This is a genomic window from Pseudomonas sp. 37 R 15 (assembly GCF_900004865.1).
Lineage (GTDB): Bacteria > Pseudomonadota > Gammaproteobacteria > Pseudomonadales > Pseudomonadaceae > Aquipseudomonas > Aquipseudomonas fluorescens_AM.
On sequence record NZ_CVTV01000057.1, the window covers coordinates 113,481 to 136,284 of the forward strand.

Annotated in this window: 19 protein-coding genes and 1 pseudogene; 7 read left to right on the plus strand and 13 right to left on the minus strand. The window is 61.3% G+C overall.

Annotated features, from left to right (window positions below; genetic code table 11):
• The first annotated feature begins 113 nt into the window (after positions 1 to 113).
• The 3 genes from pvdM to BFQ04_RS23230 are packed head-to-tail and all read left to right on the plus strand — an operon-like array spanning position 114 to position 3,641.
• Positions 114 to 1,475 (plus strand): pyoverdine-tailoring dipeptidase-like protein PvdM, encoded by a 1,362-nt coding sequence (gene pvdM, locus BFQ04_RS23220; protein ID WP_065952829.1) that lies wholly within the window; start codon positions 114 to 116, stop codon positions 1,473 to 1,475.
• Positions 1,472 to 2,740: a pyoverdine-tailoring periplasmic protein PvdN gene (locus BFQ04_RS23225; RefSeq protein ID WP_065952830.1), complete on the plus strand. Its 1,269-nt coding sequence runs from the start codon at positions 1,472 to 1,474 to the stop codon at positions 2,738 to 2,740. The genes pvdM and BFQ04_RS23225 overlap by 4 nt, the downstream gene beginning before the upstream one ends.
• 28 nt (positions 2,741 to 2,768) lie before the next feature.
• A complete protein-coding gene (locus tag BFQ04_RS23230) occupies positions 2,769 to 3,641 on the plus strand; it encodes a dihydropyoverdine dehydrogenase (RefSeq protein ID WP_065952831.1) in 873 nt (290 codons plus the stop codon).
• A gap of 819 nt (positions 3,642 to 4,460) precedes the next feature.
• On the opposite strand, the gene BFQ04_RS23235 is transcribed toward BFQ04_RS23230, so the two are convergent.
• The gene (locus tag BFQ04_RS23235) at positions 4,461 to 5,288 is read right to left on the minus strand and encodes a N(5)-hydroxyornithine transformylase PvdF (RefSeq protein ID WP_065952832.1); all 828 of its coding nucleotides are present in this window, start codon (positions 5,286 to 5,288) and stop codon (positions 4,461 to 4,463) included.
• 198 nt (positions 5,289 to 5,486) lie between these two features.
• Between BFQ04_RS23235 and BFQ04_RS23240 the strand changes: the two genes are divergently transcribed.
• Positions 5,487 to 7,139, plus strand: a complete 1,653-nt coding sequence (locus tag BFQ04_RS23240; protein WP_065952833.1) for a cyclic peptide export ABC transporter — start codon at positions 5,487 to 5,489, stop codon at positions 7,137 to 7,139.
• Positions 7,140 to 7,247: 108 nt separating this feature from the next.
• Entirely contained in the window at positions 7,248 to 9,689 is a 2,442-nt protein-coding gene (locus BFQ04_RS23245; RefSeq protein ID WP_083218052.1) for a TonB-dependent siderophore receptor, read from the plus strand.
• A gap of 161 nt (positions 9,690 to 9,850) precedes the next feature.
• Here the strand turns inward: BFQ04_RS23245 and BFQ04_RS23250 are convergent, their stop codons facing one another.
• Positions 9,851 to 11,182 carry an APC family permease gene (locus tag BFQ04_RS23250; RefSeq protein ID WP_065952835.1) on the minus strand — a complete coding sequence of 444 codons (1,332 nt, stop codon included), beginning with the start codon at positions 11,180 to 11,182 and terminating at the stop codon, positions 9,851 to 9,853.
• Positions 11,183 to 11,583: 401 nt separating this feature from the next.
• Between BFQ04_RS23250 and BFQ04_RS23260 the strand changes: the two genes are divergently transcribed.
• Positions 11,584 to 12,858 (plus strand): glycoside hydrolase family 68 protein, encoded by a 1,275-nt coding sequence (locus BFQ04_RS23260; RefSeq protein ID WP_065952837.1) that lies wholly within the window; start codon positions 11,584 to 11,586, stop codon positions 12,856 to 12,858.
• 107 nt (positions 12,859 to 12,965) lie between these two features.
• Here BFQ04_RS23260 and BFQ04_RS23265 read toward each other — a convergent pair whose 3' ends face one another.
• The 10 genes from BFQ04_RS23265 to BFQ04_RS23310 form a co-directional block, all read right to left on the minus strand.
• Positions 12,966 to 13,595, minus strand: coding sequence for a LysE family translocator (locus BFQ04_RS23265; protein WP_065952838.1), 630 nt, complete (start codon positions 13,593 to 13,595; stop codon positions 12,966 to 12,968).
• Positions 13,596 to 13,871: 276 nt separating this feature from the next.
• Positions 13,872 to 14,474, minus strand: coding sequence for a hypothetical protein (locus BFQ04_RS23270; protein ID WP_256544614.1), 603 nt, complete (start codon positions 14,472 to 14,474; stop codon positions 13,872 to 13,874).
• A complete protein-coding gene (locus tag BFQ04_RS23275) occupies positions 14,474 to 15,172 on the minus strand; it encodes a hypothetical protein (protein ID WP_065952840.1) in 699 nt (232 codons plus the stop codon). The genes BFQ04_RS23270 and BFQ04_RS23275 overlap by 1 nt, the downstream gene beginning before the upstream one ends.
• Positions 15,173 to 15,267: 95 nt before the next feature.
• Positions 15,268 to 16,029, minus strand: coding sequence for a phosphate ABC transporter ATP-binding protein PstB (gene pstB, locus BFQ04_RS23280; protein ID WP_065888298.1), 762 nt, complete (start codon positions 16,027 to 16,029; stop codon positions 15,268 to 15,270).
• A 76-nt stretch (positions 16,030 to 16,105) separates the two neighbouring features.
• A complete protein-coding gene (pstA, locus tag BFQ04_RS23285) occupies positions 16,106 to 16,999 on the minus strand; it encodes a phosphate ABC transporter permease PstA (protein ID WP_065952842.1) in 894 nt (297 codons plus the stop codon).
• The gene (gene pstC, locus BFQ04_RS23290) at positions 16,996 to 17,964 is read right to left on the minus strand and encodes a phosphate ABC transporter permease subunit PstC (RefSeq protein ID WP_065952843.1); all 969 of its coding nucleotides are present in this window, start codon (positions 17,962 to 17,964) and stop codon (positions 16,996 to 16,998) included. The genes pstA and pstC overlap by 4 nt, the downstream gene beginning before the upstream one ends.
• Before the next feature lie 74 nt (positions 17,965 to 18,038).
• Positions 18,039 to 19,067 (minus strand): phosphate ABC transporter substrate-binding protein PstS, encoded by a 1,029-nt coding sequence (gene pstS / locus BFQ04_RS23295; RefSeq protein WP_057725519.1) that lies wholly within the window; start codon positions 19,065 to 19,067, stop codon positions 18,039 to 18,041.
• A 205-nt stretch (positions 19,068 to 19,272) separates the two neighbouring features.
• Positions 19,273 to 20,034 (minus strand): SDR family oxidoreductase, encoded by a 762-nt coding sequence (locus BFQ04_RS23300; RefSeq protein ID WP_065952844.1) that lies wholly within the window; start codon positions 20,032 to 20,034, stop codon positions 19,273 to 19,275.
• Positions 20,035 to 20,063: 29 nt separating this feature from the next.
• Positions 20,064 to 20,891: a DMT family transporter gene (locus BFQ04_RS23305; RefSeq protein WP_065952845.1), complete on the minus strand. Its 828-nt coding sequence runs from the start codon at positions 20,889 to 20,891 to the stop codon at positions 20,064 to 20,066.
• A gap of 75 nt (positions 20,892 to 20,966) precedes the next feature.
• Complete coding sequence (locus BFQ04_RS23310; RefSeq protein ID WP_065952846.1) at positions 20,967 to 21,872, minus strand: LysR substrate-binding domain-containing protein; 906 nt, start codon at positions 21,870 to 21,872, stop codon at positions 20,967 to 20,969.
• 227 nt (positions 21,873 to 22,099) lie between these two features.
• Between BFQ04_RS23310 and BFQ04_RS23315 the strand changes: the two genes are divergently transcribed.
• Complete coding sequence (locus BFQ04_RS23315; RefSeq protein WP_256544615.1) at positions 22,100 to 22,564, plus strand: GNAT family N-acetyltransferase; 465 nt, start codon at positions 22,100 to 22,102, stop codon at positions 22,562 to 22,564.
• Here BFQ04_RS23315 and BFQ04_RS28955 read toward each other — a convergent pair.
• Positions 22,536 to 22,709, minus strand: a pseudogene (locus BFQ04_RS28955) (ATP-binding protein); the annotation flags it as partial. The gene BFQ04_RS23315 and the pseudogene BFQ04_RS28955 sit on opposite strands and share 29 nt — an antisense overlap.
• Between the last annotated feature and the right edge of the window lie 95 nt (positions 22,710 to 22,804).

The window sequence follows — 22,804 nt, forward strand, 5'->3', positions numbered from 1 at the left end:
GCTAGAACGTTTGCAGCCTGGGGAAATTTACCGCCAGGGCAGCGCCCGCTAAATTTCCCCCGTCATCGCTCGTTCTTCCCTGATAGCAAAGGCCTCAACTGACTGAGATGGCAATGACAAAACCACGTTCGAAAAAGGCGCTGTATATCGGCCTGCCGCTGGCACTGGCGGTCGCTGCCGGGGCCGGCTTTCTGGTCTGGGATCATTGGTTCAAGGGCAACGCCGGCTACCCGCTGGAGGTGATCAAGCAAGCCAATGAAATGCAGGATCGCCTGTTGTCGTTCGACAGCCATATCACCGTGCCCATGGATTTCGGCACCGCCGGCAATGAAGCCGACAAGGATGGCAGCGGCCAGTTCGACCTGGCCAAAGCGGCGCGCGGACGATTATCCGGCGCGGCCCTGACCATTTTCGGCTGGCCGGAAATCTGGAACGGCCCCAACGCCCCGCACAAACCCACCGACGGCTTTGTCGAGGAAGCCCGCCATGAGCAGGAGGTACGCTACAAAATCATCTCCGGCATGGTCCGCGACTTCCCCAACCAGGTGGGCATCGCCTACACCCCGGACGACATGCGCCGTCTGCACGGCGAAGGCAAGTTCGCGATCTTTATCAGCATGCTCAACGCCTACCCGCTGGGTAACGACCTGAACCAGCTGGACCTGTGGGCGGCGCGCGGCATGCGCATGTTCGGCTTCAGCTACATCGGCAATAACGCGTGGTCGGACTCGTCGCGCCCGTTGCCGTTTTTCAATGACACCACCGACGCCCTCGAGGGCCTGTCGCCCATCGGCCAGCAAGCGGTGCAGCGCCTCAATGACCTGGGCGTGATCATCGACGTGTCGCAGATGTCGACCAAGGCCCTGGAACAGGTTGCGCAGTTGAGCCGTACGCCGATGGTAGCGTCCCACTCGGCGCCCCGGGCGTCGGTGGACATCCCGCGCAACCTCAGCGACAAGGAACTGCAACTGATCAAGCACAGCGGCGGCGTGGTGCAGGTGGTGGGCTTTGCTGCCTACCTGCGACCCCTGAGCCAGCCGACCCAGGACAAGCTCAACGCGCTGCGCGCCCGCTTCGATCTGCCGCCGCTGCCTAACCTGGCGATGGCCTTGATGCCGGGCGACGCGATCATCGCCGCGTGGTCCGAACAACGCTTCGGCCAGTACGCCAGCGAGCTGTACGCGATTCTCGAGGAAGAACCCAAGGCGACCCTCAAGGACTGGGGCGATGCCATCGACTATACCGTGCGCAAGATCGGCATCGATCACGTCGGCATCGCTTCGGACTTCAACGACGGCGGCGGCCTGCAGGGCTGGGAGAACGTTGGTGACGCGCGCAACGTCACCGCCGAACTGATCCAGCGCGGTTACTCCGAAGCCGATATCGCCAAGCTGTGGGGAGGCAACTTCCTGCGGGTGTGGGAGCAGGTACAGAAAGCCGCCAAACCCTCGGCGCATCAAGAAGTCAGTCCATGACCGACCGTCGTACATTCCTCAAGCAGGCCGGCGTATTGGCCGCCAGCCTGCCGCTGGGCAACACGCTGATTCCCCAGGCGCTGGCCGCCGCCACGAACGATCCATGGGCGGGATTGAAACAGCTGTTCAACCAGGACCCGGATTACCTGCACTTTTCCAACTTCCTGGTGACGTCGCACCCCAGGCCGGTGCGCGAGGCCATCGAACGCTACCGCGCGCAGATCGACCGCAACCCCGGCCTGGCGATGGACTGGGACCTGCAGGAAACCTGGAAGCGCGAAGGCCAGGTGCGTGAGTGGGCGGGCCGCTACCTGAACGCCACACCGGCGCAGATCGCCCTGACCGGCAGCACCTCCGAAGGGCTGGCGATGATTTATGGCGGGATCAAGGTGCGCGCCGACCAGGAAATCCTCACCACCGAGCATGAGCATTACGCGACGCAGAACGTCCTGGATTTTCGCGTGCGCAGGGAAGGCACCCAGGTACGCCGCATCCGGCTGTTCGACAGCGCCAGCCGCGTGTCCGCCGATGAAGTGCTGGGCAATATACAGCGCAATATCCGCCCCAACACCCGCGTGCTGGGCATGACCTGGGTACAGTCGGGCAGCGGTGTCAAATTGCCCATTGGCGAAATCGGCCAACTGGTCGATGAATACAACCGCAACCGTGACGACAACGACCGTCTCCTCTACGTGGTCGACGGCGTGCACGGCTTCGGTGTGGAAAATCTCGACTTCCCCGCCATGCACTGCGACTTCTTCATCGCCGGCACCCACAAGTGGATGTTCGGCCCGCGCGGCACCGGCCTGGTATGCGCTCGCAGCCCCGAAAACACCTACGTCACGCCGATGGTGCCGACATTCTCCGAAGATACGGATTTCGCCACCACCATGACGCCCGGCGGCTACCACGCGTTCGAGCACCGCTGGGCCGCCGACGAAGCCTTCAAGCTGCACCTGCAGCTGGGCAAGGCGCCGGTGCAAGCGCGTATCCACGCCCTCAACACCGAGCTTAAAGAGCAACTGCTGGCGAATCCGCGGATAGAACTGGTCACGCCGCGCAGTCCAGCACTATCGGCAGGTTTTACCTTCTTTCGGGTCAACGGCCAGAACAGCGATGCCATAGCTGCCTACATGCAGCAAAACCGCGTAGTGATCGACGCGGTGGACCGCGACGTAGGCCCCGTGATCCGCACCTCCCCCGGCCTGCTCAACAGCTCGGATGACATCCAGCGCTTCATGGCGTTGCTGAGCCAGCGGTCGTGACCTTTTTTTCTTTGAACGAGACGCTCACATGACGCCATTTCGACTCAAACCCCTGACAGCCCTGGCGCTGACCGCACTGTGTGGCGCCCTGCTCCCGGGCTTGGCCCAGGCGGCGGCACCACAACCGGGCAAAGTCTTCAAGGACTGCAAGGACTGCCCGGAAATGGTGGTATTGCCTGCCGGCACCTTCACCATGGGCACCCCGGAAGACGAAGTCGGCCGCGAGCCGGACGAAGGCCCGATGCATGAAGTGACCTTCGCCAAACCCTTCGCCATGAGCCGCTTCCACATTACCGCCGGTGAATGGGACAGCTACGTACGCCAGACCGGGGTGAAGATCGCCAATGGCGATGATCGTCCCGGCCGCGAATGCATCGCCAGCAAGCCGCGCTACCCTCAGGGGCCACGCCAGCCAGCGGTGTGCATGGACATGGACGACATCAAAAATTACGTGGCCTGGCTGTCGAAAAAAACCGGCCAGCAGTACCACATGGTCAGTGAAGCCCAGCGCGAATACGCGGCCCGCGCCGGCACCCGCGGGCCGTTCCCCTTCCCGTTCGACGACGGCAAGGGCTACAGCATTGCCAAACACGCCAACACCTACGGCCCGGCGGACGGCTACAGCTATTCGTCACCGGTGGGCAGCTACCCGCCGAACGCGTTTGGCATGTACGACATGCATGGCAATGTGTATGAACGGGTTGCCGATTGTGAACACCCGAACTACATCGGTGCACCAACCGACGGCAGTGCCTGGATGGAACCGAACTGCGAGTCGTACCAGATTCGCGGCAATGACTGGGGCGAGGCGCCAGTGTTTTCCCGTTCCGGCAACCGCAACAACATCTACCCGCAGACCCGCGGTGACTGGATTGGCTTGCGTGTAGTGCGCGACCTCTAAGCCATACACCAACCCAATGTGGGAGGGGGCTTGCCCCCGATGAGGCACTGCCAGTGAATGCATCTGCGCCTGACACACCGCCATCGGGGGCAAGCCCCCTCCCACATTTGAACGCCATGCGTCAGGAGGAATGTATTTACCCGCAGACGCGGCGTGACTGGATTGGCTTCCGGGCAGTGCGCGAGCTCCAAGCCATACACCAACCCAATGTGGGAGGGGGCTTGCCCCCGATGAGGCACTGTCAGTGCATGCATCTAGGCCTGACATACCGCCATCGGGGGCAAGCCCCCTCCCACATTTGAACGCCATGCGTCAGGAGGAATGTATTTACCCGCAGACGCGGCATGACTGGATTGGTTTTCGGGCAGTGCGCGTGCTCCAGGCCATACACCAACCCAATGTGGGAGGGGGCTTGCCCCCGATGAGGCACTGTCAGTGCATGCGTCTGCGCCTGACACACCGCCATCGGGAGCAAGCCCCCTCCCACATTTGAACGCCACGCATCAGGAGGAATGTATTTACCCGCAGACGCGGCATGACTGGATTGGCTTCCGTGTAGTGCGCGACCTCTAAGCCATACACCAACCCAAAGTGGGAGGGGGCTTGCCCCCGATGAGGCACTGTCAGTGCATGCATCTGCGCCTGACACACCGCCATCGGCGGCAAGCCCCCTCCCACATTTGAACGCCATGCATCAGGAGGAATGTATTTACGCGCAGACGCGGCGTGACTGGATTGGTTTTCGGGCAGTGCGCGTGCTCCAGGCCATACACCAAGCCCCTCCCACACTTTGACTTTCATACCACTCGAAGAGTGTACTCAGCCCTTCTGGGCCAACCGCTCGAGGCCTTCATGCAGCGCCGGGAACAGGCTGTTGTTGAAGTTGTTCCAGCGCAGTTCGAGGATGGTGTCTTGCGGCGAAATCTCGGTCTTCAATACGTCGTGGAACACTTCGCCGGAATCAATGCCGTTATCCACATAGTGGAATGACGCACCGGTGAGGTACAGCGGCTCCGAAGGCGTGGTGGCCCTGGTCGCCCAGTCCACCACGGTCTGCCCACGTGCGCCATACAACGCGTTCCAGGTGGCATAGGCACCACGGCGTTCGTAAGGCGATTCGATACGGGTGATACCCGGATGGATGTTCATGATGCGCCGTGCAAACGGCGCGCCTGGGCGCACCAGTTCATCGAGGATCACCAGCAAGCCATCGAGCACCACAATGTCGGCTTTCAACTCGACCAGCACGTCATGCAGGCGTCGTTCGAAATCCTGTTTGCCGGCGATATGCTCGGCGCTGCCCCGAGGCAGGCGACGATAGGTCGACGGCACGTTCAGCAACAGGTCGTTGACCAACTTGCCCTGCACGCGCAGGTCGGCCGGGTACAACCATGGACGGCCAGGCGTGCAGGCGAAACCGTAATCGGCGACCAGCGCCTGATCCCGCGGGTTGTGCTCATCATCGTCGTACACCACCCCGACCAGATTGTAGGCGTCGCCCAGCGCGGTGTCGTTGAGCGAGCCCACCAGAAACTCCAGCACCGACTTCATGTAGCGCTCATGGTCCTTGTAGGCCACCGGCTGCCCGGCCTTGTCGGCGGCGGCATTTCTCAGGGACCAGACATACACCAGGTTCTTTTTCGTCATTGTTTCGCTCTCGCAGAAGGAATACGTACGGCGTGAATACCCGTGCGCCTACACAACAAGAACGAACCAGCCCTCGCGCAATTTATCCAGCGCCGCCACCGCCCGGCACACCGAGCTAAATAGTCGCGCCGACACTTCGTTTGTCATGGGTAAGGGTCTGTGTGCCCAGCCCCTCTTTTCACTCTCCGGGATGTATTTATGACCGACCCCAAACGCGGCGCCTTCAAAGGCTTGCTCGCCCTGCTCCGGCCCTTTCGCACCATTGTGACGGTCTCCGTTGCCCTCGGCATGGTGGGCGGCCTGGCTATTACATTGCTGCTGGCGACCATCAATAACGCGCTGCATTCGGCGGCCGGCATGACCCAGGGCGTGGTCCTGACGTTTGCGGCGCTGTGCGTGGTGGCGCTGCTCAGTTCGATCATTTCCGACATCGGCACCAACTACGTCGGGCAACGGATCATCGCCGCCCTGCGCAAGGACCTGGGCGAGAAGGTGTTATCGGCGCCCATCGGCCAGATCGAACGCTATCGCTCCCACCGCCTGATCCCGGTGCTGACCCACGACGTCGACACCATCAGCGACTTTTCCTTCGCGTTCACGCCGCTGGCCATCGCGGCCACGGTCACCCTTGGTTGCCTGGGCTACCTGGCCTACCTGTCGGTGCCGATGTTCCTGATGATGGTGGTGGCGATCATTATCGGCAGCGCCGTGCAGTTCATCGCCGGCGGCAAAGGCATCCAGGGCTTCGACCTGGCGCGCAGCCATGAAGACGAGTTGCAGCGTTACTACAACGCCATTGCGTCCGGCGCCAAGGAACTGCGCATGCACCGGCCACGGCGGTTTCGCATGAACACCCACCGCATCCAGGAAACCGCTGACCGCATCAGCGATATCCAGGTGCGTTCGGTCAACATCTACATCCTGGCCAAGACGTTTGGCTCGATGCTGTTCTTCGTGGTCATCGGCCTGGCCCTGGCGATGCAGGCGTATAACCCCAACCCGGACCCGACGGTGATCACCGGCTTCGTACTGGTGCTGCTGTACATGAAAGGCCCGTTGGAACATCTGCTGGGTTACCTGCCCGTGGTGGGCAAGGCCAAGATCGCATTTGGCCGCATCAGTGAACTGTCGGAGCGTTTTTCGTCGCCCGAACCGCACCTGCTGATGGACGACAGCGAAGCGCCCAAACCGGTGGTCAACAGCCTCGAACTGCGCGATGTAAGCTACAGCCCGCCAGCGGTCGAAGGCAGCGAGCCGTTCCACCTGGGGCCGATCAACCTGAGTATCCAGCAAGGCGATATCGTGTTTATCGTCGGTGAAAACGGCAGCGGCAAGACCACCCTGATCAAACTGCTGCTGGGTCTTTACCCACCTCAGGGCGGCGAGATTCGCCTGAATGGCGAAGCGGTCACCGACCCTGAGCGCGATGACTATCGCCAGCTGTTCACCACGGTGTTTTCCGACTATTACCTGTTCGACGACCTGGTCCAGGGCAGCGCCACCCAGTCCCTGGACAGCGCCACCAAGTACCTGGAACGCCTGGAAATCGCGCACAAGGTCAGCGTCAAGGACGGCGTGTTCAGCACCACCGACCTGTCCACCGGCCAGCGCAAGCGCCTGGCATTGGTCAACGCCTGGCTGGAAGAACGCCCGGTGCTGGTGTTCGACGAATGGGCCGCCGACCAGGACCCGGCCTTCCGCCGGATCTTCTACACCGAGCTGTTGCCGGACCTCAAGCGCCTGGGCAAGACCATCATCGTGATCAGCCACGACGACCGTTATTTCGACATCGCCGACCAGCTGGTACGCCTGCGCGCCGGTCAGGTGGTACACGAAATGGAGCCCGCGTGAATTTTATTTTCCGGTTTTTCCAGGTAGGAACGTCTCACTAGTGGTAATGAGAATTAACCTCAATAGATACGATAACTGCCCACTTAAAACCTAGAAGAGAAAGCATCCATGCCAGCACGACTCGGTCTGAGCCCCCTGAGCAAAGCGTTATCCATGCGCAGGGCCCTGAACATGAACCTTCTTCCGAGTGCCCTGGCACTGGCAGTGTCGCTGCCGATTGCAGGCTACGTTCAGGCCCAGGAGATCGAGTTGAACATTCCTGCACAGCCGCTGGGGAGCGCGCTGCAGGAATTTGGCCGCCAGACCAATGTGCAAGTGTTGTACAGCCCTGGCGACGTGCAGGGTAAGAACAGTCGCGCAATCAACGGCAAGATGCAGCCGCAGCAGGCCATCGATGCGTTGCTGGCAGGCAGCCAGACCACCTACAGCCTTAACGGCAATACCTTGACGGTGGCCGCCGCCAGCGCAGGTGGCGGGCTGGAACTGAGCCCGACCGAGGTCACCGCCAACTACCTGGGCAACATCACCGAAGGTTCGGGCTCCTACACCCCGGGCACCATCGCCACCGCCACGCGCCTGACCCTGACGCCCCGGCAAACGCCGCAGTCGATCACCGTGGTCACTCGCCAGCACATCGAGGACTTCGGCCTCAACAACATGGATGACGTGATGCGCCACACCCCGGGCATCACGGTGTCTGCCTATGACAGCGACCGTACCAACTACTACTCCCGGGGTTTCTCGGTCAACAGCTTCCAGTACGACGGTATTCCTTCCACCGTGCGCAACGTCGGTTACTCGGCGGGCAATACCTTGAGCGACATGGCGATCTACGACCGTGTCGAAGTGCTCAAGGGCGCTACCGGCCTGCTCAACGGCGCCGGCTCCCTGGGGGCGACCATCAACCTGATCCGCAAGAAACCGACCTCGGATTTCAAAGGGCATGTGCAATTGGGCGCCGGCTCCTGGGACAACTACCGCAGTGAAGTGGATGTCAGCGGGCCCCTGACCGACAGCGGCAATATCCGTGGGCGTGCGGTGGCCGCGTACCAGGACAAGAAGTCGTTCATGGACCACTACTCGCGCAAGACCGAAACCTACTACGGCATTACCGAATTCGACCTGTCCCCCGACACCCTGCTGACCGTGGGCTTCGACTACCAGGACAACGTTCCGCAGGGTTCGAGCTGGTCCGGCTCCTTCCCGCTGGTAAACTCCAACGGCAGCATCAACAAGATGCCGCGCTCCTACAACAACGGCACCACTTGGAGTTCCTGGGAGCAGAACACCCGTACCGCGTTCGCCATGCTCGAGCATGACCTGGGCGACGGCTGGGTGACCAAGTTCCAGCTCGACCACAAGATCAACGGCTACCACGCCGACCTCGGTTCGATTCAGTTCGTCCAGCCGGCAGCCGATGGCACCGCCGAAATCAACGGGCAGAAGTACACCGGCGAAACCAAAAGCACCTCCGCCGACCTCTACGCCACCGGACCTTTCAGCCTGTTCGGCCGTGAACATGAGCTGGTGGTGGGCGGCTCGATCGGCACCTCGCGCTGGCAGGGCAAGGGTTACTGGTCCCCGGAATGGCCGGGCGGCAACAAAGTCGATTTCTATAACTGGAACGGCCACCTCGCCAAGCCTATCTACGGCCCGGCCCAGCAGTACATCGATGACACCATCCGCCAGACGGGTTACTACGTGACCACACGCTTGAACGTGATGGATGACCTGAACGTGATCCTCGGCGGGCGCGTAGCCAACTATCACGTCACCGGTAACAACCCTTCCTACAAGGAAACCGGGCGGTTCATTCCTTATGCCGGGGTGATCTACGACCTCAACGACAACTTCTCGGCGTACGCCAGCTACACCGATATTTTCCAGCCTCAGGAAAGTACCTATAAAGACCGCAACGAAAAACTGCTGGAACCGGACGAAGGACAAAACTACGAGATTGGCCTCAAGGGCGAGTTCTTCGACGGCCGCCTGAACACCAGCATTGCTTACTTCGAAGTGCATGAGACCAACCGTGCGATCTCCGACGATGCGTACAACAACCAGACGCCGACCCCGCAGAACTATGCATTCAAAGGCTCCAAGGCCGTGACCAAGGGCTACGAAGCGGAAATCACCGGTGAGTTGAGCCCGGGCTGGCAAGTGCAAGGTGGCTACACCCACAAAATCGTGCGCGATGACGACGACAAGAAGATCTCCACCTTCGAGCCCGAGCATCAGGTCAACCTGAACACCACCTACAAGCTCAAGGGTGACCTGGACAAGTTCACCATCGGCGGCGGCGTGCGCTGGCAGACCAAGGGCTGGAACGAGATCTGGAACGGGCCACTCGAAACCAATCAGGACATCACCCAGGAATCCTACTGGCTGGTGGACCTGATGACCCGCTACCAGGTCACCAAGAACCTGTCGGCAACGGTCAACTTCAACAACATCTTCGACAAGTCCTACTACACCAACGTCGGTTTCTATAACTCCGCCGCCTACGGCGAGCCGCGTAACGTGATGGTCAGTACGCGTTGGGACTTCTGACGTGATGCCTTGATCACCCCGGTGATCAAAAATAACGCCCGGTGAGCGCAGCACGCGCTCCGGGCGTTTTTATTTGTGCCATGGATGGAGAAGTGTCAGCCACCCACGAGGCGACCGACCCGCAGCCATCGGCGGCATAGGCAGCGACACGGCAGGTGTACTCAACTCGCCTGCACAGCCGGCGTCGCCAATCGATTGCAGCCATACAGCACCATGCCCAGCACAATCAGCGCCCCACCGCGCAACCAGGTATCCAGGCTTTGCTGGCTAAGCAGAATCAGGCACGAAACAATCGCCAGCACCGGCACCCAGCTCGGCACACGAAAATGCTTCTCCTCAATGGTGTCACGCCGCAATACCAGCACCGCCAGGTTGGTACTAAGGAACACGAACAGCAGCAACAAAACCACTGTCTCGTCCAATGCCGCCAGCGTGCCGGTCAATGTCAAGGCGATGGCCACGGCCGTGCTGGCAATGATCGCCAGCCAAGGCGTACGGCGCTTGGCCAGCACGCGCGACAACGGCTCCGGCAACAGGCCCATGCGCGCCATGCCGTAGGTCAGGCGGCTGGCCATGACCATTGTCAACAGCGCGCCATTGGCGACCGCCACCAAGGCGATGAAGGCAAACAATTGCGGTGGAATATTCAGGCCCGAGGCGCTCACCACTTCAAGCAGCGGTGCCGACGTGGCTGTCAGCTTGTCCATCGGCAGCACCACGGAGGCGGCAACACCGACCGCCATATACACGATGCCCGCCACGATCAATGCGGCGAACAGCGCACGCGGATAAACCTTGCGCACACCACGGATTTCTTCCGCCAGATTGGCCGACGTCTCGAAGCCGACGAACGAATAGAACGCCAGTAGCGCAGCGCCGAGCACGGCGAGCATCGGATTGATGCCGGGCTTGAATTCGAACGCTCGCCCCAGGTTGGCTTCGCCGGAGTGGAAACACCAGGCTGCGGCAACCACCACCAACAGCAGCCCGGACAGTTCCACGCACGTCATCACCATATTGGCGCCCAGCGATTCCTTGATCCCGCGGGCATTCAACAGCGCAATCACCAGCAAAAAGACCAGCGCCGCCCAGTGCGGCGGCACGTCAAAGAACGCCGCCAGGTAGTCACCGGCAAACGCCAGGGATAACCCGGCGGCGCTGGTCACGGCGGCTGCAAGCATGCAAAAGCCCACCAGAAACGAAATCAGCGGCGACTTGAACGCCTTTTCGGCGAACACCGACGCGGCGCCTGCATGGGGGTATTTGGTCACCAATTCGGCGTACGAGCCGGCCGTGAGCATGGCGAAGAACAACGCCACCAGCAGCGGCACCCAGATCGCCCCGCCGACCTGGCCGGCGATGGTTCCGGCCAGCGCATACACGCCTGCGCCGAGCACATCGCCCAGGATGAACAGGAACAACATCGGGCCGGTTACGGCGCGGCGCAAGGACGGCTTGGAAGGTTCGGCGTGGCTGAGGCTGGATTCGGTCATGGACGGCTCTGGCGGCGGGTTGCAGTCAGCAATCATCCGGCGCGGGCCGGCTGAAGCGGGGCTATCTGCAATGGAGAATGCCTGCGCGGCCAAAGTTCCGTTATTTGGTCGCGCCTATACCTACCTCTCGGCCGGGGGCTTCGCGAATGGGCTCGTCGATCCGTGCCTGAAGCCCGGGGGCATGTTCCAGCCGCTCCTATTGCCCTTGAGCATGTTCGGGCCTGCTGCTGGGCTCAGCGGAACGTCTGTAAAAATCCCAGGCTGAAACGTGTCAGCCAAGGCATCACCCAAAAATATGCATAAATGCATTTTAGCCCTTGACCCGAGTGAGCCAGTCTTTTAAAGTCGAATCACTGTATATGAATACAGTATTTATCTTACCTTCATGGACGAGGTTTCCTATGAAAAGCACCACTGAAAAATTTGGCAAAACACCCCACCTACCCAGCCTGTGGACCCGCGCCGATGCGCTCAAAGTCCATGCGGACGACCCCACCACCACCCAGCCACTGGTCAGTGCCGACTTCCCGGTGCTGAGCGATAAGGTGTTTATCTGGGACACCATGCCGCTGCGTGACATTGATGGAAATATCACCTCCGTCGATGGCTGGTCGGTGATCTTCACCCTCACCGCGGATCGTCACCCCAACGACCCGCAGTACCTCGATCAGAACGGTAACTACGACATCGCCCGCGACTGGAACGATCGCCATGGTCGGGCAAAGATGTACTACTGGTACTCCCGCACCGGCAAGGACTGGAAACTCGGCGGCCGGGTAATGGCCGAAGGCGTTTCGCCAACGGTGCGCGAATGGGCCGGCACGCCGATCCTGTTGAACGAGCAAGGCGAGGTGGACCTCTACTACACCGCCGTCACACCGGGCGCGACCATCGTCAAGGTGCGTGGCCGCGTGGTGACCACCGAGCATGGCGTCAGCCTGGTGGGCTTCGAGAAGGTCAAGCCGTTGTTCGAGGCCGACGGCAAGATGTACCAGACCGAAGCGCAGAACGCCTTCTGGGGTTTCCGCGATCCATGGCCGTTCCGCGACCCGAAGGACGGCAAGCTGTACATGCTGTTCGAAGGCAACGTGGCCGGCGAGCGCGGCTCGCACAAGGTGGGCAAGGCAGAAATCGGCGATGTGCCGCCCGGTTATGAAGACGTCGGCAACTCGCGCTTCCAGACCGCCTGCGTGGGTATCGCCGTGGCCCGTGACGAAGACGGGGACGACTGGGAAATGCTGCCGCCGCTGCTGACCGCAGTCGGCGTCAACGACCAGACCGAACGTCCGCACTTCGTGTTCCAGGACGGCAAGTATTACCTGTTCACCATCAGCCACACCTTCACCTACGGCGACGGTGTAACAGGGCCGGATGGGGTGTACGGTTTTGTCGCAGACTCGCTGTTCGGCCCTTACGTGCCCTTGATCGGTTCCGGCCTGGTCCTGGGAAATCCGTCCTCCCAGCCCTTCCAGACCTACTCCCACTGCGTAATGCCCAACGGCCTGGTGACTTCCTTCATCGACAGCGTACCCACCGGCGAAAGCGGGACACAGATGCGCATCGGCGGCACCGAGGCACCGACCGTGGGCATCAAGATCAAAGGGCAGCAGACATTCGTGGTCGCCGAGTATGACTACGGTTACATCCCGCCGATGGTTGACGTCACGCTCAAGTAAGCAAGGCAAACGGACGTCGTAGCGTCTATTTCATAAACCACAGGGTAAAAAAGCCACTCGATCGAGTGGCTTTTTTACGCAAGTTACGCACCGGCTACCCGGATAACTCATGCCGGCCGCGACGTGAACGCCAGGCGAACTGCCAGCAATACCAATACGAATGCCAGGCCCCGCGACTGCCACTTTGCGGGCTCGCCTTGGTGGGTAGCGTAACCCCGGATGATTCCCCCCATCAGGCCCAGCACGACGTGAAAAATGATCGCGATCAAGGTTAATACCAACCCCAGGATGACTATTTGCAAGGCGACCGCAGCACTGCCGCGCACAACGAACTGCGGCAAAAACACCATGAAAAACAGCAGCGCTTTCGGGTTGAGCAACGAATTGAGCATCGCACGAATGAACACCGACATCAGCGACATCTGGAGAGTGGCATGCGTTGAACCTCCGGCACGAACCCGCAGGGCGTTCCAGGCCATCCAGAGTAGATAGAACGCGCCGGCCCAGCGGATCAGGTCGAACGAGGGCGGCCACTGAGCTATGGCGGCGGTGAGGCCGGCGGCGGTGAGCGCGGTCAGTACGAGGTCGGCCGCGCCGATGCCCAATGCGGCAGCGACGCCGCCACGCCAGCCGTAGCTCGCGCCGTGCGCAATCACAAAGGCCATATTGGGGCCAGGAGACATCAGTAACAGCAACACGGCCCCTGCGAACAGCAACAGCGTCGATGGCTCTACCATGAGCGCTCCAGATCGCCGTAATAGACGTTGTGAGGCGCGCTGCCATGGGGGGTCGCTGCGTGTTGGATCAGCCAGAGTGGCGCAATCACAGCGTCATGAAAAGCCGCTGCTCGTTCAAGGTCGGTGCACCTGAGCGTAACGTGACTGAACATGCCTCAATCGATTCGACGCCGCTGGAACTGTTGCCTCCTGCGCGCCGGGTTCGCCTCCTTGCTGTATGTGAATGGGAGCCTACGCTCGCCCATCGATACACACAAAGAATTGTCCTGGATACATTCAACCGGACCATTGTCCACGCGCCAGGATCGAGTTGGCGACAGTCCTTTTCGGCTCAAGCGACAGTGCGGTGTTGCGCGGCACCTTGTGGCTGACCAGCCGCGGCCAACCGAGCTGCGCGCGGACAATGACCACGGCTTCCAGGACTTTCTGCGCCCAGCGTACATCCTGCGGATTAACCACGACCACGCGGAACCCATGATCAGCCCCTTCAATCTGCACGCCCTCGGAATCATCAACGTGCAAGTCGATATCGAATGCCGGCGGATACTTCGAAGGCGCATTCGACAACCCATGCCCGGTCAGGGCGCGGTTGTGCAGCACACTGTTAACGACCCCATCGACGCGGATTCCATAGAGCAACAGCCAGCGGCGGATGTAGGACGGTGTGCGGCCGGACGAGGTATAGACCCAGACGCTGCACCCCTGGCGACGCAAATCGCGGATCAGGGAACGTGTACCGATGCGCAACGGCTCACCCAGCCAACGATGCACACAGGCCGGCAGCCAGCTGGTTTCGACAGCGCAGTGGTGGAGCTGGCAGGCCAGCGTGTCATCGATATCAAATGAAATACGCAGGCGTTGACGCTTGAATCTGCGCATCAGTGGCCTCCCTGTCGTTTGGGCAGCGGCGTGCCGCTGAGGAAAAATTTGTTGGGATCAGGCGCCTGGTTCTCCAGGAACGCGGCGTACTTCTTCTTGATTTTGGGCAACTCGTACAACGCCTTGACGCCATGTTTGGCAGAGTTGCGTATCACCGAGGACGGGTTGAAGTAGCCCTCGGCATTTTCAAGCGTCAGCACGAACGGCGGCAAACCTGCACGCATGAGCAGATAGCTGACGATAAGCGACCCACTGCGGTTGTTGCCTTCAATAAACAACTGCGGCTTGCTGAGGATGCGCACATAAACGCCGGCCGCCCGCTTCCAGACCGATTCGCTGCGATACGCGCAGTACCAGTTGAACAGGTCCTTGATGCCGCCTTCGACGTTATTGAAGAAATGCTCCTCGGTGGCCGCAAGGTGCTGCGCGTATTCCACGCGCCGCGCCGGGTCTCGACCGCACAGCACGGTGGCGTTGATTTCCAGCATCAGGTTCAACTGATGAAGATCAAACAGGTCAACGCCGCGTGCGACATAGTCGTCAATCAACGCATAGCCTTCAAGCACATTGAGCAGCACTTCGTCGGTCAAGGGGTCACGCGGCTCGGTGAAGTGACGGCTAAGCTCGGCGAAGCGCTCCTGCACTTCGCGCAATGCGCGTTCGATGGCTGGCAGATCCAGGCGATGCGTTGCAGACATTGAAACTCCTTGGAAACACGAGGTAAAAAATCTACCGGTTCACGCCACATCCATTTGGCGTTTGCACATAGGCGGCGCAGGCCGGACGGTGTTGCTCAGCTGAACTTGCCGCTGATGTAATCTTCGGTCATTTGCTCGCGCGGCTTGCCGAAAATCTGCGCGGTCGGGCCCATCTCGACCAGATACCCCGTGCGCGTGCCCTGAGAAATATCCACCGAGAAAAACGCCGTGGTGTCCGCCACACGGATCGCCTGCTGCATGTTGTGGGTCACCAGCGCGATGGTGTAATCCTTCTTCAGCTCGACCATCAGTTCCTCGACGCGACGGGTGGCAATCGGGTCGAGCGCCGAGCACGGTTCATCCAGCAGCAACACTTCCGGCTCGGTGGCGATAGCACGTGCGATACACAGACGTTGCTGCTGGCCGCCGGAGAGCGACAAACCGCTGACCTTCAACTTGTCCTTGACCTCGTCCCACAGGGCGGCGCCTTGCAGCGCGTGTTTGACGCGGTCGCCCAGGTCGCCCTTGTAACGATTGAGGCGCAGGCCAAAGGCGACGTTGTCGAAGATGCTCATCGAGAACGGGTTCGGCTGCTGGAACACCATGCCGATGTAACGACGCACGACCACAGGATCGACGCCCTTGCCGTACACGTCCTGGCCGAGAAAATGCACATGCCCTTCGAAACGAAAGCCCTTGACCAGGTCATTCATGCGGTTGAGGCTGCGCAGCACGGTGCTTTTGCCACAGCCGGAAGGCCCGATGAAACCGGTGATCTTGTTTTTTTCGATCGGCACGTGGCTGTCACGCACGGCCATGAAGTTGCCGTAGAAAATCTTGTCCAGCTTGCAGTCCATGACCACAGGCGACTGGGTCACAAACGGAGCGGCTATTTGCGCAGTGGATACGTTCAAAATTCAGGTGCTCCCGCTCTTAGTACTTGGGTTTGCCGAAAATACGGCTCACGACATTCACGACCAGCACGATCATCACCAGCACCAGCGAAGCCGCCCACGCGAGTTCAAGCTGATTGTCGAAGGGCATGCCGGAGAAGTTGTAGATCAGCACGGCCAACGAGGCTGTCGGGTTCATGACGGCCAGGTTGCCGTCGTGGTAGATCCAGTAGTTGCTGAACAGCGCGGTGAACAGCAATGGCGCGGTTTCGCCGGCAGCGCGCGCCACGGCCAGCATGACGCCGGTCAGGATCGCCGGCAGGCCGGTGGGCAAGACGATTTTCCAGATCACCTGCGAACGGGTGCAACCCATGCCGTAGGCAGCGTCCTTCATGATCTTGGGCACCATGCGCATCGACTCTTCAGCCGTCAGCACCACGATCGGCAGCATCAGCACGGCCAGCGCCACGCCACCTGCCGGTGCCGAGTAGGTCCCGGTGGTCATCACCACCAGCGCGTAGGCAAACACCCCGGCCAGAATGGACGGCAAGCCGGTGAGCATCTTGGCGGCAAAGCGCGCAGCGTTCGCCAGCTTGCTGTCAGGCCCCAGCTCCGCGAGAAACACCGCGGCCAGGATACCGACCGGCACGGCGATGGCCGCCGCAATGCCGACCATGACCAAGGTGCCGGCCATGGCGTTGCCGAAGCCACCGCCAGTCTCGAAACCGGTCGGCGGCAGCTCGGTGAAGAGCTCCAGGCTCAGGCGCGCACCGCCTCGGGTGATCAGCATATAGAGCACGGAGATCAGCGGTACGCTGGCCAGCAGCGCGCCGAACCAGACCAGCGTGGTCAAGACCAGGCTGCGCAGGGCGCGGCCTTCGAAGCGACGCTGCAGGCTGGGCAGCGCGGCGGCAGGCGTGGTGAGGTTGGTCATTGGCGAGTCCCCCGCTGGGCGTAGAGCATGATCATCGAACCCGCGACGTTGACCAGCAGCGTGATGAACATCAGCACCAGCGCCGCGTACATCAACACCTCGATCTCGTTCGGCCCGGCCTCGGGAAAGTTCAGCGCCAACAAGGCCGCCAGGGTATTGGCCGGTGCAAACAGGGACAGGGAAATGTTGTTTGCGTTACCCACCAGCATCGCCAGGGCCATGGTTTCCCCCAGGGCGCGGCCCAGGCCCAGCACCAGGGAGCCGAAGATACCGGTGGCGGCCGACGGCACCATCACCTTGAGAATCGCTTCCCAGTGCGTCGTGCCCATGCCGTAGGCAGCCTGTTTGGTTTTCATCGGCACTGCGGTGAGCGCGTCCTGGGACACCGCGGCAATGGTCGGCAGGATCATGATCGCCAATACCAGCGCGGCCGGCAGCAGGCCCGGCCCGCTCAGGGACGTACCGAAAAAGGGAATCCAGCCCAGTTCTGTATTGAGCCACGCCGTCAGCGGCCGGATGGCGGGAATGACCACGTAGATGCCCCACAGGCCGTACACCACACTGGGGATTGCCGCGAGCAATTCGACGATGGTGCGAAACACCGCAGCCAGCTTGGCGGGAAGGAAATCCTGGGTGAGGAAAATCGCCATGCTGACGCCAAAAAAGCCGGCGATCAGCAACGCGATGAAGGCACTGTACAGCGTGCCCCAAATCGCCGGCAGAATGCCGTACTTGCCTTGGTTGACATCCCAGACACTGCCCAGCAGCACGTCAAAACCGTGCTTTTCCATGCCTGGAAGGGCCTTGCGCCCTACTTCGAACACCAGCGCGAAGACCAGCGCCAGCACCAGCACCACGCCGATGCGTGCAAGCGCACGGAAGGTGCGATCCATCACGAAGTCCTTGGTGGACGGCGGCTGGCACGCAGAGTCCGGGTTACCCGGTACGACAAAAGGTGTGTTCATGGATTAATTCCGAAACAGGGAGGAAACGCTTCCGACAGGGCTGACCGCCCACGCCGGAAGCGACCTGACACGCCTTACTGGATGTTGGCGGACGCCTTGCGAACCTGCTCGACTACCGAAGGCGGCAGCGGGATGTAGCCCATGGAGTCAGCGATTTTCTGACCTTCGGTCAGGCTGTACTCGACCATTTCACGCATGGCCTTGGCCTTGGCCGGGTTGCCGTTGTCCTTGCGGAAAATCATCCAGGTGTAGGACGTGATCGGGTAGGACTTGGCGCCGTCCGGGTCCGGCAGCCAGGCCACCAGGCTTTCCGGCATCTTCACCGCGGCCAGTGCTTCTGCACCGCTTTCGGCATTGGGCACAACATACTGGCCGGCCTTGTTCTGCAACTGGGCGAAGTCAACCTTGGCCAGTTTGGCGAAACCGTATTCGATGTAGCCAATCGCGCCTGGCGTCTGGCGTACGGTGGCGGTCACACCGTCGTTCTTGGGCGACTTGATGAACTTGTCGGTGGCCGGCCAGTTGACGGTGTTGCCTTCACCCAATGCCTCTTTGAAGCCAGGGTTGATCGCCGCCAGGTGCTTGGTGAATACCGCGGTGGTGCCACTGGAGTCGGCACGCACCACGACGGTGATAGGCGTAGCCGGCAGCTTCAGGTCCGGGTTGGCGGCAACGATCTTCGGATCGTTCCACTGGGTGATCTTGCCCAGGAAGATATCGGAGTACACGTCGCGCGGCAGCTTCAGACCCTTCGGGTTGCCCGGCAGGTTGTAGGCCAGCACGATTTCGCCGGCGGTCATCGGCAGCAGTTGTACACCTTCGGCAACCTTGGCGATGTCTTCGTCTTTCATCGCGGAGTCACTGGCGGCGAAGTCGACGGTTTTGTTCAGGAAGTCCTGTACCCCCGCCCCGCTGCCCTTGGACTGGTAGTCAACCGTGACGCCCGCACTTTTCTTGCTGAAATCCTTGAACCAGGTGAGGTAGATCGGGGCCGGGAAACTGGCCCCGGAACCGGTCAGGCGGATGCTTTCGGCAGCAAACACCGAAGTGGCGCTCAGAGAAACCGCGACGGCGAGTGCAGCAGACTTCATCAAGCTTTTCATTCAGGAACTCCGTGGTGTAATTTCGGGCTCCCGGGACTGTGCAGCAGCTTTGTTACGATTTTATGAAAAATCCATGGCAGACGTGTTTTTGCCCCCTTTTGCCGGTGCAAACTGGCATTTTGCCGTGATTGATTCGTAACAAATTGCGACTAACAGGCGTATTCGTCCCTTTCGGGCGCGAAACGAGACGAAGACGCCCGCCGGCTTACTTGCCGCCCGTCACGTCAAGGAATGTGCCGGTCACAAACGACGCTTCGGCGCCGGCCAGCCAGAGAATGGCCTGCGCCACTTCCTCCGGTTGGCCGCCGCGCCCCATGGGAATCGAGTCCTTGACGCGATCCACGCGGCCCGGCTCGCCGCCGCTGGCGTGCATCTCGGTGTAGATGTGCCCGGGGCGAACACAGTTGACGCGTATGCCCTCGCGCGCCACTTCCTTGGCAAACCCGATGGTAAATGTCTCCAGGGCGCCCTTTGACGCCGCATAGTCGATGTATTCGTTGGGGCTGCCCAGGCGTGCCGCGCCGGAAGACACATTGATCACCACCCCGCCCGGCCCGTTGTGCCGGTAAGCCATGCGCTTGACCGCCTGCTGGGCACAGAGCATCGGGCCGATGGCATTGACCGCGAAGATACGTTGCATGCGTTCAAAGCCAAGATCCTCCAGGCGCGACTGGGTCTGCAGCACCCCGGCGTTATTGACCAGTACATCAATGCGCCCGAACGTGCGGTCGATGGCCGCGAACAACTGCGCAACCTGTTCGGGGTCTGCGCTGTCGGCCCGCACGGCCAGGGCCCTGCGCCCCACTGCCTGCACATCCGCCACCACCGCCAACGCCGCCGCTTCACTGGCCACGTAGCTGATAGCGACGTCATAACCCTTGGCGGCGGCCAGCCGAGCGGTGGCTGCCCCCACGCCGCGACTGCCTCCGGTGATCAGGATCAGGGGTGCCTGTGTGACCTTTTCCATTTCAATGACCTCCTGCGTTATTGGCTGTATCAGCCGATGATAAGCGTGCCGGCTACGATCACGACACACGCCAGGATCCGGCGCACGGTAAGCGTCTCGCCGAGAAACAGGTAGCCGATCAACAGCGCAAACAGCACGCTGGTTTCGCGCAATGCCGATACCGCGCCCAGGGGCGCTTCGTTCATGGCGTAGATAACGATTGCGTAGGCCAGCAAGGAGACCAGCCCGCCGAGCACAGCGGTCAACAGGCCGGGCCGCACGCAGAACAGGCTGCGGGCATCGCGCAGGCCGATGTACACCACCGGCATCAGCACGCCCCACAAGGCGCACATCCATGCAGTGTAAGCCAGCGGCGCGCCGGAGAGCCTGGCACCGATACCGTCGACGACGCTGTAGGCCGCGATGAAGCAGCCGGTGCCCAGCGCATAGGGCAGGCTGGGAACCGACAGGCTGCGCCCCTTGAACGCCAGCGAAATGATCCCGCCAGAGACCAGCGTGATACCCAGCAACTGGCCGGGCGCGATGCGCTCGCCGGCAAACACGGCGGCACCCAGGGTGATCAGGGCCGGCGACGACCCACGCGAAATCGGATAGATCTGCCCCAGGTCACCGACCCGATAGCTGCGCACCAGAAACAGGTTGTAGCCCACATGCAGTAACGCTGAGAGCAGCGCATACCCCCAGCTCTCAGTCGCGGGTATTGGCATGAACGCTGCGGCGACGCTGCAGGTGATGGCGATGGCAATACACATCACCGTCATCGACCACAGCCGGTCGGCACCGCCACGCAGCAGCGCATTCCAGCTGGCGTGCAGGAGCGCGGCGAAAAGAACCAGGCAAACAAGATGGATAGGCATGCGCCATCTTAGGCAGCCCGGCACCGGAACGACAGCGAAGTTTCCTCATCGCGCCATGAACGAATACTCATACCGCTAGTGAGCGGCGTGTTGCACTTTCAGCGCCTCGGCCATCAACCACTGTCGCAAGTCGAGGATGTGCGGCTGTGCCTCGACGCCCTTGGGGCAGACGAAATAGTAGGCCAGCGGCGATGGGAACGGCACATCGAACAGCCGTACCAGACGGCCATCGCTGATTTCGTTTTCCACGTGGCCGCTGCGCACCAAGGCTACGCCCTGGCCGAGCAAGGCGGCCTCGACCGTCATATTGCTGTCACCGAACCTGACACTTTCCCTGAGCGGTGAAAACCCAAGCCCCACGGCTTGAAACCAGGCCTCCCATTTCGGCACCAGTTCGGCGCCATCGCGGGTCAGCAGCGGCAAACGCAACAACTCGGCCGGATCGCGCGGTGTTCCGAGGCGCTGCAGCAAGTCGGGGCTGGCCACCGGAAACACCTGCTCGCCGAACAGGAACTGCGAATACAGGCCGGGATAACTGCCCTTGCCCAGCCGAATCGCGACATCGGCCTGGCCCCCCGAGAAGTGGATGATCTTGTCGGTGGTGTCCAGCGACACCAGCAGCTCGGGGTGCTGACGGGCCAGGCTCGGCAAGCGCGGCAGCAGCCATTTGAGTGCGAACGAATAGGTGGTGCTGACGCTGAGTCGAACCCGGCCTTTTTGCTCGCGCAGATCGCCCAGGGTCGCCTCCAGGCTGATGAAGAATTCGCGCACGATGGGCGCCAGCGTAGCCCCCGCTGCCGTGAGGCGTAGCGGTTGACCGCGTTCAAACAGCTGCAGCCCCCACAGCGTTTCCAGATGCTTGAGCTGGTGGCTGACCGCGCTCTGGCTCACATGCAGTTCCTGGGCGGCGGCTGTAAAGGTCGGATGCCGCGTGGCGGCTTCAAACGCGCGCAATGTGGCGGTCGGCGGCAGGTCTCTCATCGTCAGGGTCTCCGAGCGGACGGGAACAGACTGGGCATGAACTCAGGCTCATGTTACGCCGATCGCCGGGTAATTGTTTCAAACAGGAGGATGGGTGACCGACCGATGCGCGCTCCAGGCCGCTGGCTTTACGCGGGAGCCGGCGCAGTACCTGCGCAACACCCGACTGCGCTAATAAATGGGTGATAGAGTTACGCCAATGCCCAACGATAGAAATGTGCCTGGATATGGAACTGTACATCCGCCCCGCCACACTCGACGACGTGCATGCACTCCTCGCACTGGACGACTACGCCACCGCCCACGCCAGTCGTCGCGTATTTATCCATGACGCCGTGGTGCTCCAGCAATGCCTGGTCGCCGAGGCAGGCGGCCAGTGCACTGGCTACCTGGTGCTGACCGATGATTTCTTCAATCACGACTTTGTGGCGCTGGTGGTCGTGGCGCCGATGCACCAACGCCAGGGAATTGCGCTGCAGCTACTGGCAGGCGCCGAAAAGCTGTGCAAAACGCCCAAGCTGTTTTCCTCGACCAACCTCTCCAATATTGCTTCCCAGGCGATGCTGGCCAAGGCCGGGTTCATACCGAGCGGTCGAATCGAGAACCTTGATGAAGACGACCCGGAGCTGGTGTACGTCAAATTCGTCTGCCGAACCGGGCCGGTCAGCCCTGCACCTGAAACTGCGCCCTGATCAGCGTGCCACCCTCGGCCAGGTTGCTGGCCGTCATGGCGCCGCCATGGGCCTGGCAGATCGCCCTGGCGATGGACAAGCCTAGCCCGCTGCCGCCCGAGTAACGTGCCCTGGAGCGTTCCGCCCGCCAGAAGCGATCAAATACGCGGTATCTACACAACTCTGCAGCGGTCGACGTAACCACGATGCGAAGCGAGCCGCTCTTGATCCTGTCTGCTTTTGATCTCAAGCGCCCCGTTA